The following is a 16,135-nucleotide window of genomic DNA, read 5'->3' as shown; positions in this document are numbered from 1 at the left end:
TGTTATGAATGATAAAAGATATTTATTTTATCCATATTCAAATGACTCATATGGTTTTATTAGAGGGCTGATATCTCTTAATATTGATTTTGATGTAATATCCCCTGATGGATATGGGTTAATAGGTAAGGATGTGGGATATGCCATAAATGGAAAAGATATTGGCAAAAAAGTAAAGGGTTTTAATGGCGTTAACTTTAGTGCTTATGATGCAATAATTATATCAGAAGACATAAGTGAATCAAATAAAAGTGAACTAACAAAGATTATTGAAAAGAGTAAAAAAAATAATTTGGAGATTTTAAATTATAATGATGATGCAGAATATGAAAAAGAACTAATATTAAGAAAATCTATGAAAAGATATGATAAATTTAGTCTGCCTTTTTATACACCTGAGAAATTAATTATACTTGTTGGAGGGATTGTAGAAACAATCGATAATTTCTATGTTTCTCTTCAAACTAAGATTGGTTTGGAAAAAATGGGTTATAGAGTTGAGATGATAACGAATTCAAATGATGGTAGATTTTTTGATTGTATTAAATATCCAAAAGAATTTATGAGTAGTAAAATTAGTTCAGAAGAACAGATTCATAAATTAAATAAGTATATTAGAGGAATAGAAGATGAAATAAACCCACATATAATTATAATGGATATACCTAAAGGGATGATTAAATATGATAAGTATTACGATAATTCCTTTGGCATGTATACTTTTATGATTGGACAAAGTGTTAGACCTGATTATTTAATAGTGAATACTTTAAACAATTATATTAATGAAGAATATTTTAATAAGCTCAGTGACTATTTTGAAGTAATACTAGGAAAAAGAGTTGACATATTTAATATATCAAATTCATTTTTTGAAAATGACAGTACTGTGAAGTCTATGTTAGAAAAACCTATGTATTTAAAATATGATAATCTGCAAAAAATACCTGCTTTGTTTGAAAAAATGAATTTTAAAGTAGAGTGCTTATATGAACAAAAGAGAGTTGATAGTATGGTTAAGGAATTAATAGGTAATTTTACTTAATTATCTATTAATATATAAAGCCCGTGGATAAAAAAATTGTTATTTATATAAAAATGTATTTGGGAGGTGAAAGAATGAAAGAACTTAAATTAAAAAAGAAAAGTTTTAATGAAGTAGAAGCTTATGCTAATAGCTGTAGTTGCCGTTGCTCTTGTGAGTGTTACGGAGATCCATATATGACTACCTACGTTAATGATTATAATTATGACAACACATATACAAGAGCTTATGATCATAATGTTGGGGTAGAATAGTAATAAGATATAAATAATATTATATACGTTTAAAGGCAAATAAATATTTTATAATTTGAGAAATTATTAAATTAAATCCACGGGTTTTAATATTTGAGGAAATTGCATATTAAAATTTTATGCAAGAATATTTTTTCTTTATAAATATGCAATTTCCTAATTTATAAAGAAAAAAATATTAGAAAGTATAAATTAACAGAACTAAAATTTACTGAGGTCAGTTGAAATATTTATTGTTACTAATCTTATAATAACTCTTTATGGAAATTGGAAGTTTTATCAGTTATAATTAAATTAAGAAAATAAGGATATCGCAAAATATTTTGCATAATTAATGCAAAATTATTTGCGTTTTTATTTTTTTTGTTTTGCAAACAGTTAATATTTTTTTATGTAAAATTCAGAAATGTTGAAATTTACACGTTAGCAAAAAAATATTTATATATTCAAAGTTGGCTTAGATTTTGCAACTATATAAATATTGGATATAATTAACATGATACAATTAAGCATATCTCAAAGTTTAGTTGTATGTAATGCATTGATGGAAGTTGGAAAGTATATAAAAACCTATAATGACTATACTTTCTTATATGAAACTAAAATTAAAATTTTGGAGGTGTCTTTGATGGAAAATGTTAAAGTAGTGATTTGGGGATTTGGAGCAATGGGTAGTGGTATGGCTAAGATGTTATTAAAGAAAAAAGGTGTAGACATTGTTGGAGTTTGTGACAGACATGAAACTAGAGTAAACAAGAGTTTATTCGAAGTATTAGGTGTAGAAAAGGGAGATAGACCTGAAGTAATTATCAAAGATAATATTGAAGATATTATTAGTGAAGGTAGTGCAGATATAGCTTTAGTGGCTACTGATTCATTTACTAAGAAAACCTTTCCAAAGCTAAAGCTTATATTAGAAAATAAGATTAATATAATTTCAACAGCCGAAGAAATGGCATATCCAAAGGCTCAAGAGCCTGAGTTAACACAAGAGCTAGATAAGATAGCTAAAGCTAATGGAGTTTCTGTATTAGGTACTGGAATTAATCCTGGACTAATCATGGACTTATTAGTAGTTTGTCTAACAGGATGTATGACAGATGTTGAGCATATTGAAGCTAAAAGAGTTAATAGCTTATCTCCATTTGGACCAGCTGTAATGGAAGAGCAAGGGGTAGGAATTACAGTTGAAGAATTTGAAAATGGAGTTAAAGACGGTAGTCTTGCTGGACACGTTGGATTTGCTGAGTCAATTAGAATGATAGGTGATGCAATTGGCTGGAATGTAGAAAAATTTGAACAACAAATGAAACCAATAGTTACAAATGTAGATAGAAAATCACCTCATGGATTTGCTAAAGCTGGAAATGTGGCAGGAGTAAATATGACTGGTCAAGGATATGTAGATGGAGAAGCTAAGATAGATATGATTCATCCACAACAGATTGAGCCAGAAATGGAAGGAACTTATACTGGTGATTATATTACAATAAAAGGAACTCCAGAAGTTAATATGTCAATCAAGCCAGAAGTTGAAGGTGGATTAGGAACTATAGCTATGTGTGTAAATATGATTCCTCAAGTAATTAATGCTGACCCAGGTCTTAAAACAATGATTGATTTACCAGTTCCTAGAGCAATAATGGGAGATATGAGACAATTAATTAAAAGGTAGGCGATTTTGATGAATATTGCTAAAAAAGGAGATTGGGTGAGAATACATAATATTGTATTAACCCCTGATGAGAGGGCACCTCAAGTGCCAGAAGATACGAAAAAAGTACCACTAGAAATGTGGGACAAAGGGTTTTTATTAAACGATGAAGCTAAGATCGGTGAAGAAGTAGAAGTGGAAACTTATATTGGAAGAACAATTAAAGGGGAATTGATTGAGATAAATCCTTTTTATGACCATGACTATGGAAAATGTGTAACAGAGTTACTTTATATAGGTAGACAGTTACGTGACATCCTAAAGGATGGTGAATCTAATGAGTAAAGATATGAGCTATAATGCTGTGATGGGTAGAAGAAATGATATAATGAAGAAGGCAGTAGGTTTAGATTATGAAAAATTTGAATCTAAGGGTATTCTGTTTGATTACGATGCCATGATGAGAGATACTGGTTATAGTCTACAGGAAATACAAAATATACAGGAGGAAACTGGCATAGGAAATACTCCTATATATGAATTAAAGAATATAACTAACCTAGCAAGAAAATTTGCTCCAAAGGGAAAAGGTGCCAGAATATTTATTAAGGATGAAGCAGCAAACCCATCTGGAAGCTATAAAGCTAGAAGAGCAGCAACAAGTGTGTATCATGCTAAGAAAAATGGGTATAAGGGAGTAATAGCAGCAACAAGTGGGAATTATGGTGCAGCTGTGGCAAGCCAAGCTGCTATGCTAGGCTTGAAATGTATAATTGTTCAGGAATGTTATGATTCAAGAGGATATGGTCAACCTGAAATAGTTGAGAAAGCTAGAAAATGTGAAGCCTATGGTGCAGAGGTATTACAGTTAACTGTAGGCCCAGAGTTGTTCTATACATTCTTAAAGTTATTAGAAGAAACGGGGTATTTTAATGCTTCTTTATATACACCATTTGGTATTGCAGGGGTAGAAACCCTTGGGTATGAATTGGCCATGCAATTTAGGGAAAGAGAAGGAAGAGATCCTGATGTAGTAGTTGCTACCAATGCAGGTGGTGGAAACCTGACAGGAACTGCTAGGGGATTAATAAAAGCTGGAGCAGAAAATGTTCAAGTTATTGGTGCCAGTGTAAATCTTAAGGGTTTACATATGGCTAGTGATAAACAGTTTAACAGAAAATCCTTTACCACAGGACATACAGGATTTGGGATACCTTTTGCTACATGGCCAGACAGATCTGATGTGCCAAGATCAGCTGCAAGAGCTTTAAGATATATGGATAGATATGTAACTGTTAATCAAGGCGAGGTATTCTATATGACTGAAGCTTTAGCTCAGCTAGAAGGACTTGAAAGAGGTCCTGCTGGGAATACATCGTTGGCAGCTGCTTTTGCCTTGGCTCAAGAAATGGATAAGGATAAGATTATAGTAGTTCAAGAAACAGAATATACTGGGGCAGGCAAACATATTCAACCTCAGTTATCATTTGCTAAAGATAATGGTATAAAGATTATTATAGGTAATCCTGAGGACGAAGTACCCGGTGAAAACATCGTATTACCTAGGAATCCTAGTTTGATCAAGGCTAGAGATTTAGACCTTAATAAGATTAGAAAATCTTATATCAAGAATTGCTTAGCAAATAATCCAAATGCAGAAATAACTAAAGAAGATATAGAATTTCTAGCAGAGGACACTAAATCAGATGCTGAGTTTATCAAAAGTATTATTAATGAACTTAAGGAAAATTAAGAATAATAATGACATAATAAAAGTTGATTTATATTTAACAGGAGGTGCAAAATTTGAAAAGACAAGACGATTTTCAAGATAGAAGACAACATTTAAAGGACTTAACAGAAGAGCAATTAGAAGCTAAATTTTGGGAATTGGCTGAAAAGCTTGTTGATCCGTTAGTTGATTTAGCTAAAAAGAACACTACTCCTTCAATAGAAAGATCTGTATTAATTAGAATGGGATTCTCAAGTATTGAAGCTAAAGGAATAGTTGAAGGTGTCGTAGATAGGGGACTAATGGGAAAAGGTGCAGGACATGTAGTTTATAAAGTAGCAAAAAATAAAAATATGGACATAAGAGAGGCAGGACTCAAGCTTCTAGAAGGAGAATTGTGGGACGAAGCTGTTGCCGCATTTAATGGAGGTGACAAATAGTGAAATTACAACCAAATGAAAAACTAGATATAAAAAATATTCTTAAAGACTTAGATAAGTACAAACCAAGAAGAAGAGGATGGACTTGGAGAAAGGGCACTGGAGAGCATAGAAAAATTGGAGATTTTGAATACTATGATACTGCTGAAAATCTAGAGCAAAGTCAACCACTTCCAGGTGGACATTACTTTAATGAGATGGATCCACAGCCACAAAATGTAATTACTACAGAAATCGCTTCTGGTAGATTTGAAGATGATATTAGAAGAATGAGAATGGCTGCTTGGCATGGAGCCGATCATCTAATGGTTATTAGAACTGCCGGCCAAAGCCACTTTGATGGATTGATTGAAGGAACTCCACAGGGAATAGGTGGTATTCCTATAACAAGAAAGCAAGTTAGAGCACAAAGAAAAGCTTTAGATTTAATAGAAGATGAAGTGGGTAGACCAATAAACTATCACTCATATGTAAGTGGAGTTGCTGGTCCTGAAATAGCTGTTATGTTTGCAGAAGAGGGAGTTAATGGAGCTCACCAAGATCCTCAATATAACGTATTGTATAGAAATATAAACATGGTGAGATCATTTGTTGATGCTGCCAATGCTAAGAAGGTCATGGCTTGGGCAGATATGGCTCAAATAGACGGAGCACATAACGCCAATGCAACAGCTATGAAAGCTTGGAAGGTAATGCCTGAGTTAATGGTACAGCACGGACTTAACTCAATATTCTCAGTTAAATGTGGTATGGATAAAGAAAATATATGTTTATCAAGTGTACCACCAACAGCACCACCAGCACCTTGTATGAGAATTGACTTACCTTATGCAGTAGCATTAAGAGAAGTATTTAAAGACTATAAAATAAGAGCACAGCAAAATACTAAATATATGGGTTCTTCCACTAGGGAAGCAACTGTAACCCATGTACTAAATCTATTAATTTCTAAATTAACTAGGGCAGAAATACAATCTACAATTACCCCTGATGAAGGTAGAAATGTACCATGGCATATATATAATATAGAAGGTACAACTACAGCTAAACAAGCTCTAGTAGGTATGGATGGACTTCAAGAAATGGTTGAAATCAAGAGAGACCATGGAGAATTAGCTGGTAAAGTTAGAGAGCTTAAAGAAAGAGCAGTATTATTTATGGAAGAAATGATTGAAGTTGGCGGATACTTCAAGGCTGTTGAAGAAGGCTTCTTTGTTGATTCTGGTGAGTATCCAGAGAGAAATGGTGATGGTATCGCTAGAAAGATTGAAGGAGGAATTGGAGTAGGTACAGTATATGAAAGAGATGAAGAATATATGGCTCCAGTAACTGCATTCTTTGGTTATAACAATGTTGAACAATATGACAAGAATGCAATAGATAATCCTGCTTCATTAATCGGTGGATGTTCATTAGAAGATCCAGATAAGATAGTTTATATAGATGAATTAGATGAGAACGACAATGTTAATGTTAGATTAGAAGAAACTAAAGAACTTAGAGAAACAACAAAAATTAAGCCTGAAATGGAATGGGCAGGAGATGGAATAGTTCAAACTACTCTATTCTTACCTGTTGACGAGAGAACTGCAGAGTTTGCTGCTATAGAGGTTGGTAAGAAGATGGGCTTAGAAGATGTTGAAGTTATTCATAAAGAAGTTATGCAAGCAGCTGAAGGTACTAGAATAGAAATAAAAGGTAGAGTACCATTTACGATAGATACTGCTGATTTAGTTATACCACCAAAGCCTAAGGTAATGTCCGACGAAGAAATTCGAGAAGATATAGATAAAAAACCAATGAAAATTGTAGCTGGAACTGTTGGAGAAGATGAGCACTCGGTTGGATTAAGAGAGATTATTGATATCAAGCATGGTGGAATCGAAAAATATGGTATCGAATGTGAATACTTAGGAACTTCTGTACCTGTAGAAAAGCTAGTAGATGCTGCAATTGAGCTTAATGCTGATGCGATATTAGCTTCAACTATTATAAGTCATGATGATATTCACTATAAGAATATGAAGAAAATCAGTGACCTTTGTAGAGAAAAGGGAATTAGAGATAAAATTGTTTTATTAGCTGGTGGTACTCAAGTTTCTAACGAATTAGCAGTTGAAAGTGGAGTAGACGCAGGGTTCGGAAGAGGAACTAAAGGAGTTCATGTTGCCACATTCCTAGTTGAAAAGAGAAGGGAAATGAATAAATAATGAAAACCAATGTTCTCGTAGCTGAAATTGGCAGTACGACAACAGTAGTTAATGCTTTTGATGGAGTGAATGGCACCTGTCCTAAATTTTTGGGACAGGGGCAAGCTCCTACCTCAGTTTTAGAGGGAGATGTGAACATAGGTTTAAAAGGAGCAATAGATGACCTAAAAAGGAACCTGAATGTTGAAGAAATAGAATATGATGAGCTAATAGCTACTAGTAGTGCTGCAGGTGGTTTAAGAATGACTGTTCATGGTTTAGTTTATGATATGACAGTTAGAGCTGCAAAAGAAGCTGCTCTAGGTGCAGGTGCTAATATTAAGCAAATCACCTCTGGGCGTTTAAGAAGAACTGATATAAAAAAATTACAAGAGATAAATCCAAATATTATACTTATAGCTGGAGGAGTAGACTATGGTGAAAGAGATACTGCTATAGAAAATGCTGAAAAGATTGCTGACTTAGATCTTGATGTACCAGTTATTTATGCTGGCAATATAGAAAATCAAGAAGAAATTAAGCTAATATTTGAAAATACTAAATCCAAGCTATATATTGTTGACAATGTTTATCCTAAAATAGATCAGCTTAACATTGAACCAACAAGAAGAGTAATTCAGGATGTATTTGAAGAGCATATAATTCATGCACCTGGTATGACTAAGGTAAGGGAAATGGTAAATGGACCAATAATACCAACTCCTGGAGCAGTAATGCTTGCTTCAAAGCTACTCAGAGAAGAACTAGGAGACTTGATAACTCTTGATGTAGGTGGAGCCACTACCGACCTTCATTCAGTAACAGAAGGTAGTGAGGAGATAAGTAGGATTTTAATAAGTCCTGAACCAATGGCAAAGAGAACAGTTGAAGGAGATTTGGGAGTATATGTCAATATGAGAAATGTAGTAGATAGAATTGGCAAAGATGAGTTGATTAGTACTCTTAATATTTCTAAGGAAGAACTTGATAGTTTAATTGAAAATCATAAACCTATACCAAGCACTGATTTAGAACGAAGTTTCGTAGAAGAATTAGCTCTTGAGGCTGTATTGACTGCCGTAGATAGACATGCTGGAAAGCTAAGACATTTATATGGTCCAAATGGAAAGAAAACTGTGGCTGAAGGTAAGGATTTAACAAATGTGAAGTATATAGTTGGTACAGGAGGTGCCTTGACTAGGCTTCCTAATAGAATTAATATAATGAAACAAATAGCATTAAGCAATAAGGGTAATAGCTTATACCCAAATAAAGAAGCAAAAATTTTAGTAGATAATAAATACATAATGGCTTCTTTAGGTGTATTATCTAAAAGATATGCTGAAGCAGCCCTTAGCTTATTAAAGAAAAGTCTAGAAATACAATAAATATATGATAAAATTTTAGCATACTTGAGCCTAGATGAAGATTATATTACAATATAATAATACAGTATATGTACACTAAACTGGTTGTATCAATATAATAAGTTTGTTGATGCAATCAGTTATATTTTTAAAGGGAGATGATTAAATGAGCTATCCTAGAATAGAAGTCGATTTAAATAAAATAAAACACAATACAGAAATTCTTTCAGCCTTATGTGATAAAAATAATATTGATGCTATAGGGGTTACAAAGGTATTCTGTGCTTATCCGCCAATTGCACAAGCAATGGTTAAGGGTGGAGTTAAGATGCTTGCAGATTCCAGAATTGAAAATTTAGAAAAAATAAAGGATATTTCCATTCCAAAGCTACTTTTAAGACTTCCAATGATTAGTCAGGCTAATAAAGTAGTAGAACTAGCAGATATTTCTCTTAATTCTGAATTAGAGACAATACAAGCATTATCTAAGGAAGCAATAAAAGTAGGCAAGAATCATAAAATAATATTAATGGTTGATTTAGGTGATCTAAGAGAGGGTATATTTAGAGAAGAAGATATATATAGTAATGTAGAGAGTATTTTAAAGCTTAGTAGAATCAAGCTTGTAGGGTTAGGAACCAATTTAACTTGCTATGGTGGAGTTATACCAAGAAAAGAAAATCTAAATAAGCTCTTAGACTTGAAGAAAAAAATAGAAGAAAAATTTGATATTCAGCTTGATATTATTTCAGGTGGCAATTCAAGTAGTATCTACCTACTAGAGAATGGTGAAATGCCACAAGGGATAAATCAATTAAGATTAGGAGAATCTATCGTATTGGGGAGAGAAACAGCTTTTGGTGAAAAAATTAAAGATACCTATGAGGACGCTTTTAAGTTAATCGTAGAGATAGTTGAAATAAAAGATAAACCATCAATACCTATTGGGGAAATTGGAATGGATGCATTTGGTAATAAGCCCACATTTGAAGACAAAGGAATAAGAAAAAGAGCAATATGTGCCGTTGGTAGACAAGACATTGATACAGATAATGTTATACCTGATGATGATAAAATTTCAATTTTGGGGGCTAGCAGTGACCATTTTATCTTAGATATCACAGATTGTGATAATGAATATAAGGTAGGAGATAAGGTATACTTTAATTTAAGTTATGGTGGTATATTGAGTACTATGACTTCTGAATATGTTAACAAAGTTTGTAAATAAGGACTTTCATAGTTATAAAATAAATATGTCTTTGCAAAATTTTAAAAATTTATCAGACTTATTGTATTAAATTTCGTAGTAATTTTATGTAGAACAAAGCTATTAAGTTTGTGGATATTTTATGTCATTTATAATATAATGGCTATTATCAATAGGGGGTGTAAAGATGTTGACAACTGAACAAAAACTATTATGTGCTTTATCTCATTTGGGGACTTTTGTTGGAATTCCTATAATAGCTCCATTGATAGTTTTATTAGTATCCAATGATCCCTTTGTAAAGACTCAAGCAAAGGAAGCATTAGGTTTTCAAATAATGTTAGCTATAGGTGCTGCTATTTCTGCTATTTTAACCATTATTTTAATAGGTATTTTAGGATTTGTAGTGATTGTTATTGTTGGAGTAATTTTCCCAATCATAGCTATGGTTAAGGTGGTTGATGGAGTAGACTATTCTTATCCAATCTCAGGAAACTTTATAAGAAGAAATTTCTAATAATGAATAACTAAGTACAAACCTTCATTCATATATTATAAATAAGGACATATGAATGGAGGTTTTCTTTGTTATGATATTAGTCACTGGAGCAGCTGGATTTGTAGGGAGTAATATATGTAAGGTCTTATTACACAAGGGATATAATGTTCTTGGAGTTGACTGCTTTTATAACAATTATTCTAAAAGTATAAAGGAATTCAATTTAAGACATCTATATGGAAACCCAGAGTTTACTTTTCTAGAGAGTAATATACTAGACCCAAATATTTCAAAACTAATCGAAGGATTAAAAATAGATTCTATTATTCATTTAGCTGATATACCTGGTGTAACCACATGTAGCGAAGTGAACTTTGATGAATATATAAAATATAATATTACTGGAACCCAAAGATTATTGGAAGCAGTAAAAAACAAAGGTATTAAGAAACTCATTTATGCATCATCGTCAACTGTATATGGAGACACTGGTGAAATATCTATGTCAGAGCTTCATAACCCTAAGCCTATATCCTTATATGGAGTATCAAAGCTAGCAGGTGAAACTCTTTGTCATTACTATGGAAAAACCTATAATATTGATATAGATATTTTTAGATTCTTTACCATCTATGGACCAAATCAAAGACCTGATATGGCTTTCCATAAGTTTATTAGAAATATGCTCATGAATGAAGAGATTAATGTGTATGGAGATGGCAGACAAAAGAGGGATTTCATATATATAGACGATATATGTGAAATTTTACTAGAGGCAGTTGAAAATAACATTAAAGAAGAGATAATTAATATAGGTGGGGGTTTATCTTTAAGCGTAAATGAGTCAATCAAAATCATTGAGAAAGTTTTGAATAAAGAGGCTAAAGTTAATTATATTAAGCCAATACAAGAAGAACAGTTAATCACTCATGCAAACGTTGAGAAAATGAATAATATCATGTCATCTAAGAAAAGGACTGATATTTATGATGGAATAAAGGGAGAAGTAGAGTATATTAAACAACTTTATAATTTACATCATACTTAATAAATTGATTCAGTTCAGACAAAAGAATAATATTATGTAAATAGCCAAAAAATAAAATTTTAAAAAATTACAACGAGAAAAATTCATATTAGAAGTCATTTTAAAAACTAATAAGAAATAATATATGCATCAATAAAATTGCTAAACAAGTCTTTGTGACTATATTTACTGGTCGTTAAATTCTTGATTTAGCTATTTTTATATGCCTTTGCATAAGATTCTTAGTTGTTAACTATGATTAATTAAGTGTAGACTGTATTATTAAGTAGTAGTATATATTTAGGGATGCTAAAGATTATACTTTTAACTTCTTAATTGATATTATATAATTATAATATCGAATTTAATAAAAGAGGAGTTGAAATGATGAAAACTATAGATTTTAGAAGTGATACTATAACAAAGCCAACAGATGAAATGAGAGAAGCTATGTATAAGGCAGAAGTTGGTGATGATGTTTATGGAGAAGATCCGACAATAAACAGACTTGAAGAGCTTGCTGCAGAAAAGGTAGGAAAAGAAGCAGCATTATTCGTTCCAACAGGAACTATGGGAAATCAACTAGCTTTACTTTCTCATACTACGAGAGGACAAGAAGTGATCCTAGGTGATTGGTCTCATATTTTTAGATTTGAAGTTGGAGGTTTAGCTTTCTTATCAGGTCTCCAAGCCAGAACTATAAAAGAGTATAATGGTGCCATGGATGTTAATGATGTAAGACAAGCAATAGTTAAAGACGATAATATTCACCATCCTCAAACAGGACTTATATGCATGGAAAATACTCATAATATGGCTGGTGGGGTAGTAGTTCCTGTAGAAAAAATGAAAGCTATTTATGACTTAGCAAAAGAAAATGAATTACCTGTACATTTAGACGGAGCTAGAGTTTTTAATGCAGCTCTTGCACTAGAAAAAGATGTAAAGGAGATAACTCAATATACAGATAGTGTTATGTTTTGTTTATCAAAGGGTTTAAGTGCACCTGTTGGGTCAATTTTAGCAGGTGATCGGGACTTTATTAATAAAGCAAGAAGATTTAGAAAAATGCTTGGTGGAGGAATGAGACAAGCTGGAGTTATTGCAGCAGCAGGAATTATAGCTCTTGAAAAAATGACTGATAGATTATATGAAGACCATGAGAATATTATTAAATTAGCCAATGGACTAGAAAAGATTGAAGGGATTTCAATAGATAGAGATACTATTCACACCAATATTCTAATGATTAATATCAAAGATACAGGATTTATTTCTGAAGAACTTGTTGAGAAAATGAATGAAAAAGGAATTCTAGCATCATCGATAACCAATGAGATTATTAGATTTGTTACCCACAGACATATAAATGAAAGCGATATTAATGAATCAATAAATAGGATTAAAAATATATTTAATTTGTAAATATACAATTTCTTTAGATAAGAAAAATGAGGGACTTTTTATAGTTCCTCATTTTTTAAGCTACCATCATTTGAATTATAAATATCATCATAATCTATAGGGATAGAAACAAATCCATACTGGTTAAATAGACTATGATTTATTTCTTGGTCGGTTTCGTAAAGCACATAATCTACTGCTAACTCATCTTTCATTTCATATTTAATAAACTTTCCTTCAGCCTCTTGGTTAAAGGCTATGTAATCCCAAATATGACTTGGATTTCTAGACCAAATTTTATAGTACATAAAATCACCTCAGTAGGTAGTATACCTATGAATTATTTCTTTATACCATTAAGAAAGTCCATAAATCTATTTTCAATTTTATTATTACAAGGTTCATAGTATTTTGCATCAGACAATTCTTTTGGCAGATAATCTTGTTTCACATAATGATTTGGGAAGTCATGAGGGTATTGATATCCTATGCCTCTACCTAATGACTTGGCATTTTTATAATGTGCATCCTTTAAGTAATAAGGAATATCACCAATGTTTTTAGTATCTAAGTCCTTTAGTGCCTTATCTATAGCAGATATAGCAGAGTTAGATTTTGGTGAGCTAGCTAGTAATATTACTGCTTGAGCTAAAGGAATTCTGGCCTCTGGGAAACCTAGCTTCATAGCTGCATCTACACAATTATTAACGATATTAATTGCCGTGGGATAGGCTAAGCCAATATCTTCAGATGCAATAACAAGAAGTCTTCTACAAATACTTTGTAAATCTCCGGCTTTAACTAATCTAGCAAGATAATGAACTGCTGCATCAGGGTCACTCCCCCTAATGGACTTTTGAAAAGCACTTAAAATATCATAATGGTTGTCTCCAAATTTATCATAGGCAAAACCTGTAGTAAGGGTACACTCTTTAGCTATTTCAATATTTATAATAAAATCTCCATCGTTAATTTTCTCTTTATTAGAAAGCAAAGCCAATTCCAAATTAGTAATTGCCCTTCTTAAATCTCCCCCTGCGATTTGAGCTATGTAAATAAGTGCATCTTCATTATATTTTATTTCTCTCTTGAATATCTCTTCTTCAGCGATAAATAATGTTCTTTTTAAACCCTTTAAAATATCTTCTTCATCTAACTTTTTAAACTCAAAAACTGTTGATCTACTTATAATTGCTTGAAATATAGTAAAATAGGGGTTTTCAGTAGTGCTTGATATAAGAGTAATTTGTCCGTTTTCAATGAATTTCAATAGAGATTGCTGTTGCTTCTTATTAAAGTTTTGAATTTCATCCAAATATAGTAATACGCCGTTTTGAGTAAAAAGCGTATCTAGATTATTTACGATTCCCTTGATATCCTTAAGAGAAGCGTCGGTGGCATTTAATTTATATATTTTCTTGTTTGTAGCATTGGCTATGATATTTGCTACAGTTGTTTTTCCAGTACCAGGCGGTCCATAAAATATCATGTTTGGAATATGTTTGGAATCAATAACCTTTTTTAATAGCTTATTCTCTCCCAAGATATGCTCTTGCCCAACAACATCTTTGAGACTTTGGGGTCTGACTAAGTCTGCTAAGGGTTTCATACAATCACCTTCTTTATATAGAATTATATCTTATATATATCACTGTTTAAGCTATTTATCAAATATATTTTAGATTCACTAAAAAAGTTTTAGCAAAATTTCATTATGTAATTTATCACTTTAATCTTATATATGAAAAAACATATATAAGATTTTATGCAAGATTATATCCTGATGACGTAGGTGTTTATCTACATTAATGTTTAATTTAATGTAGGTTAGATTGAATAATTAACAACCCAGATATAATTTTACAAATTTGTTTAATATACCACTTACTATGGACATGAAAAAAATTTTGATATATAATGAGTGTTAATTAGAATAATATTTTAAACAACTGAATAATATATATTAAGTTTGCTAGGGGGGCCACATGGCTGAGAAGGTTTAACCTGACCCTTTGAACCTGATGTAGTTAATACTACCGAAGGGAAGCAGTTTATTTCCAGGCATGATTGAAGTAAATGGCTTACCCTAAGGGTAAGCTTTTTTTATTGCAATAAGACAAAATACAATGTGTTTTGAATTTAACTAAAGAAAGTGATAAACCCAATCAAATGAAAGGAGTGATAATGTGATTGTAAATGGAAAAGAAATGACATTTGAAGAAAATAGTAATGTTATAGATCTACTTAATAAGTTGAATCTAGACGAAGAAAAAGTAGTGGTTGAGATAAATATGGAAATTATATCTAAGGAAGTTTATTCAGAAAGAATTTTAAATGATGATGACAAGATAGAGATAGTTGGATTTATAGGTGGAGGTTAAGGAGAGAAGGATAGAAGTTTTTAAACAAAAGAAATTGTATAGTAAGTTTTATTAACAAAGATATTTGTTATTAAATATGAAATTTCTTAAAGTAATAAAATGTTAGGGTGATAATATGAAAATCTATGTAAATGAAAAGGAAATGAAGTTTAATGAGAGAAAAACAGCATTTCAAATAAGAGATGAAATCAAACCTGAAGGCGATATAGTTATTTTAAATGGTTTTATCATAAAAGAAGATAGTAAGTTAGAAGAAAATGATAGATTAGTTCTTATTAAAAGAGGAGAAAAGCCTAATGAAGATGAGCTTGAGCATTTATTAGTTTCTAGACATACTCCAGGGGTACATGGAAAAGTGAAAAATGCTATTGTAGGAATTGCTGGATTAGGAGGGTTAGGGTCTAACATTGCTATATCCTTAGCTAGATTGGGGATAGGAAAACTAATATTAGTCGATTTTGATGTAGTTGAACCAAGTAATCTAAATAGACAGCAGTATTTTGTAAAACATATAGGAATGCAAAAGACTCGAGCAATTAAGGATATAATTTCTCAAATTAATCCTTATGTTGAAGTGGAAACAGTAAATACTTATTTAGATAAAAGTAATATTAAGGAAATATTTGAAGGTGTTGATATAGTTGTAGAGGCTTTTGATAATCCAAAATGCAAGGCAGAGCTTATTAATACAGTGTTAACAGAGTGTAAAGACAAATATATTGTTGCAGCTTCAGGTATGGCTGGTTACTTCTCAAATAACATTATTAAAACTAGAAAAATTAGAGATAAATTTTATCTAGTAGGAGATGGAGTTTCAGAGGCTAAGCCTGGATGTGGATTAATGGCTCCTAGAGTTTCTATAGCAGCTAATCATCAAGCTAATACTGTTTTAAGGATAATTTTAGGGGAGAAAGAAGTTTAAAGGAGATGAAT

General features: G+C 31.7%; 16 protein-coding genes and 1 riboswitch. Of the genes, 14 read left to right on the top strand and 2 right to left on the bottom strand.

Annotated features, from left to right (window positions below; all coding sequences use genetic code 11):
* Nucleotides 1-4 precede the first annotated feature (4 nt).
* From JMO20_RS08270 to ltaE, 12 genes are all read left to right on the top strand, one after another.
* On the top strand, nucleotides 5-1,045 hold the full coding sequence (locus JMO20_RS08270; RefSeq protein WP_202709088.1) for a P-loop NTPase family protein: 1,041 nt from the start codon (nucleotides 5-7) through the stop codon (nucleotides 1,043-1,045).
* A 74-nt stretch (nucleotides 1,046-1,119) separates the two neighbouring features.
* Nucleotides 1,120-1,299: a hypothetical protein gene (locus JMO20_RS08265; protein ID WP_202709087.1), complete on the top strand. Its 180-nt coding sequence runs from the start codon at nucleotides 1,120-1,122 to the stop codon at nucleotides 1,297-1,299.
* 628 nt (nucleotides 1,300-1,927) lie between these two features.
* Nucleotides 1,928-2,974, top strand: coding sequence for a 2,4-diaminopentanoate dehydrogenase (ord, locus tag JMO20_RS08260; RefSeq protein WP_202709085.1), 1,047 nt, complete (start codon nucleotides 1,928-1,930; stop codon nucleotides 2,972-2,974).
* Between the two features lie 9 nt (nucleotides 2,975-2,983).
* Nucleotides 2,984-3,298, top strand: a complete 315-nt coding sequence (gene ortA, locus JMO20_RS08255) for a 2-amino-4-oxopentanoate thiolase subunit OrtA (protein WP_207753464.1) — start codon at nucleotides 2,984-2,986, stop codon at nucleotides 3,296-3,298.
* Entirely contained in the window at nucleotides 3,291-4,706 is a 1,416-nt protein-coding gene (gene ortB / locus JMO20_RS08250) for a 2-amino-4-oxopentanoate thiolase subunit OrtB (protein WP_279380082.1), read from the top strand. The genes ortA and ortB overlap by 8 nt, the downstream gene beginning before the upstream one ends.
* Before the next feature lie 53 nt (nucleotides 4,707-4,759).
* On the top strand, nucleotides 4,760-5,125 hold the full coding sequence (locus JMO20_RS08245; RefSeq protein WP_202709082.1) for an ornithine aminomutase subunit alpha: 366 nt from the start codon (nucleotides 4,760-4,762) through the stop codon (nucleotides 5,123-5,125).
* Nucleotides 5,125-7,335, top strand: a complete 2,211-nt coding sequence (gene oraE, locus JMO20_RS08240; protein ID WP_202709080.1) for a D-ornithine 4,5-aminomutase subunit OraE — start codon at nucleotides 5,125-5,127, stop codon at nucleotides 7,333-7,335. The genes JMO20_RS08245 and oraE overlap by 1 nt, the downstream gene beginning before the upstream one ends.
* Nucleotides 7,335-8,702: a GlmL-related ornithine degradation protein gene (locus tag JMO20_RS08235; protein WP_202709074.1), complete on the top strand. Its 1,368-nt coding sequence runs from the start codon at nucleotides 7,335-7,337 to the stop codon at nucleotides 8,700-8,702. Before oraE ends, JMO20_RS08235 begins: the two co-directional genes overlap by 1 nt.
* Nucleotides 8,703-8,847: 145 nt before the next feature.
* Nucleotides 8,848-9,912 (top strand): ornithine racemase Orr, encoded by a 1,065-nt coding sequence (orr, locus tag JMO20_RS08230; protein WP_202709072.1) that lies wholly within the window; start codon nucleotides 8,848-8,850, stop codon nucleotides 9,910-9,912.
* A 166-nt stretch (nucleotides 9,913-10,078) separates the two neighbouring features.
* On the top strand, nucleotides 10,079-10,408 hold the full coding sequence (locus JMO20_RS08225; RefSeq protein ID WP_202709071.1) for a DUF4870 domain-containing protein: 330 nt from the start codon (nucleotides 10,079-10,081) through the stop codon (nucleotides 10,406-10,408).
* 73 nt (nucleotides 10,409-10,481) lie between these two features.
* Nucleotides 10,482-11,438, top strand: a complete 957-nt coding sequence (locus JMO20_RS08220) for an NAD-dependent epimerase/dehydratase family protein (RefSeq protein WP_202709069.1) — start codon at nucleotides 10,482-10,484, stop codon at nucleotides 11,436-11,438.
* A 366-nt stretch (nucleotides 11,439-11,804) separates the two neighbouring features.
* Nucleotides 11,805-12,842, top strand: a complete 1,038-nt coding sequence (ltaE, locus tag JMO20_RS08215) for a low-specificity L-threonine aldolase (protein WP_202709068.1) — start codon at nucleotides 11,805-11,807, stop codon at nucleotides 12,840-12,842.
* A gap of 38 nt (nucleotides 12,843-12,880) precedes the next feature.
* On the opposite strand, the gene JMO20_RS08210 is transcribed toward ltaE, so the two are convergent.
* Nucleotides 12,881-13,129 carry a hypothetical protein gene (locus JMO20_RS08210; RefSeq protein ID WP_202709067.1) on the bottom strand — a complete coding sequence of 83 codons (249 nt, stop codon included), beginning with the start codon at nucleotides 13,127-13,129 and terminating at the stop codon, nucleotides 12,881-12,883.
* A gap of 32 nt (nucleotides 13,130-13,161) precedes the next feature.
* Entirely contained in the window at nucleotides 13,162-14,430 is a 1,269-nt protein-coding gene (locus JMO20_RS08205; protein WP_202709066.1) for a replication-associated recombination protein A, read from the bottom strand.
* 355 nt (nucleotides 14,431-14,785) lie between these two features.
* A riboswitch (TPP riboswitch) is annotated at nucleotides 14,786-14,883 on the top strand.
* Between the two features lie 124 nt (nucleotides 14,884-15,007).
* Here JMO20_RS08205 and thiS point away from each other — a divergent pair.
* Nucleotides 15,008-15,202 (top strand): sulfur carrier protein ThiS, encoded by a 195-nt coding sequence (gene thiS / locus JMO20_RS08200; protein ID WP_202709065.1) that lies wholly within the window; start codon nucleotides 15,008-15,010, stop codon nucleotides 15,200-15,202.
* A gap of 115 nt (nucleotides 15,203-15,317) precedes the next feature.
* The gene (thiF, locus tag JMO20_RS08195; RefSeq protein WP_202709064.1) at nucleotides 15,318-16,124 is read left to right on the top strand and encodes a sulfur carrier protein ThiS adenylyltransferase ThiF; all 807 of its coding nucleotides are present in this window, start codon (nucleotides 15,318-15,320) and stop codon (nucleotides 16,122-16,124) included.
* Nucleotides 16,125-16,135 lie beyond the last annotated feature (11 nt).

Origin of the sequence: Sporosalibacterium faouarense, from assembly GCF_016765695.1 — a bacterium.
Classification (GTDB): domain Bacteria; phylum Bacillota; class Clostridia; order Tissierellales; family VENL01; genus Sporosalibacterium; species Sporosalibacterium faouarense.
Note: the sequence above shows the minus strand (reverse complement) of the source record. Positions and strands in the feature narration are given on the sequence as shown.

What these genes read in the sequence shown, in the direction of transcription:
- JMO20_RS08270 (WP_202709088.1), top strand. Translation starts at nt 5, where the DNA reads ATGAATGATAAAAGATATTTATTTTATCCATATTCAAATGACTCATAT.
- JMO20_RS08265 (WP_202709087.1), top strand. Translation starts at nt 1,120, where the DNA reads ATGAAAGAACTTAAATTAAAAAAGAAAAGTTTTAATGAAGTAGAAGCT.
- ord (WP_202709085.1), top strand. Translation starts at nt 1,928, where the DNA reads ATGGAAAATGTTAAAGTAGTGATTTGGGGATTTGGAGCAATGGGTAGT.
- ortA (WP_207753464.1), top strand. Translation starts at nt 2,984, where the DNA reads ATGAATATTGCTAAAAAAGGAGATTGGGTGAGAATACATAATATTGTA.
- ortB (WP_279380082.1), top strand. Translation starts at nt 3,291, where the DNA reads ATGAGTAAAGATATGAGCTATAATGCTGTGATGGGTAGAAGAAATGAT.
- JMO20_RS08235 (WP_202709074.1), top strand. Translation starts at nt 7,335, where the DNA reads ATGAAAACCAATGTTCTCGTAGCTGAAATTGGCAGTACGACAACAGTA.
- orr (WP_202709072.1), top strand. Translation starts at nt 8,848, where the DNA reads ATGAGCTATCCTAGAATAGAAGTCGATTTAAATAAAATAAAACACAAT.
- JMO20_RS08225 (WP_202709071.1), top strand. Translation starts at nt 10,079, where the DNA reads ATGTTGACAACTGAACAAAAACTATTATGTGCTTTATCTCATTTGGGG.
- JMO20_RS08220 (WP_202709069.1), top strand. Translation starts at nt 10,482, where the DNA reads ATGATATTAGTCACTGGAGCAGCTGGATTTGTAGGGAGTAATATATGT.
- ltaE (WP_202709068.1), top strand. Translation starts at nt 11,805, where the DNA reads ATGAAAACTATAGATTTTAGAAGTGATACTATAACAAAGCCAACAGAT.
- JMO20_RS08210 (WP_202709067.1), bottom strand. Translation starts at nt 13,129, where the DNA reads ATGTACTATAAAATTTGGTCTAGAAATCCAAGTCATATTTGGGATTAC.
- JMO20_RS08205 (WP_202709066.1), bottom strand. Translation starts at nt 14,430, where the DNA reads ATGAAACCCTTAGCAGACTTAGTCAGACCCCAAAGTCTCAAAGATGTT.
- thiF (WP_202709064.1), top strand. Translation starts at nt 15,318, where the DNA reads ATGAAAATCTATGTAAATGAAAAGGAAATGAAGTTTAATGAGAGAAAA.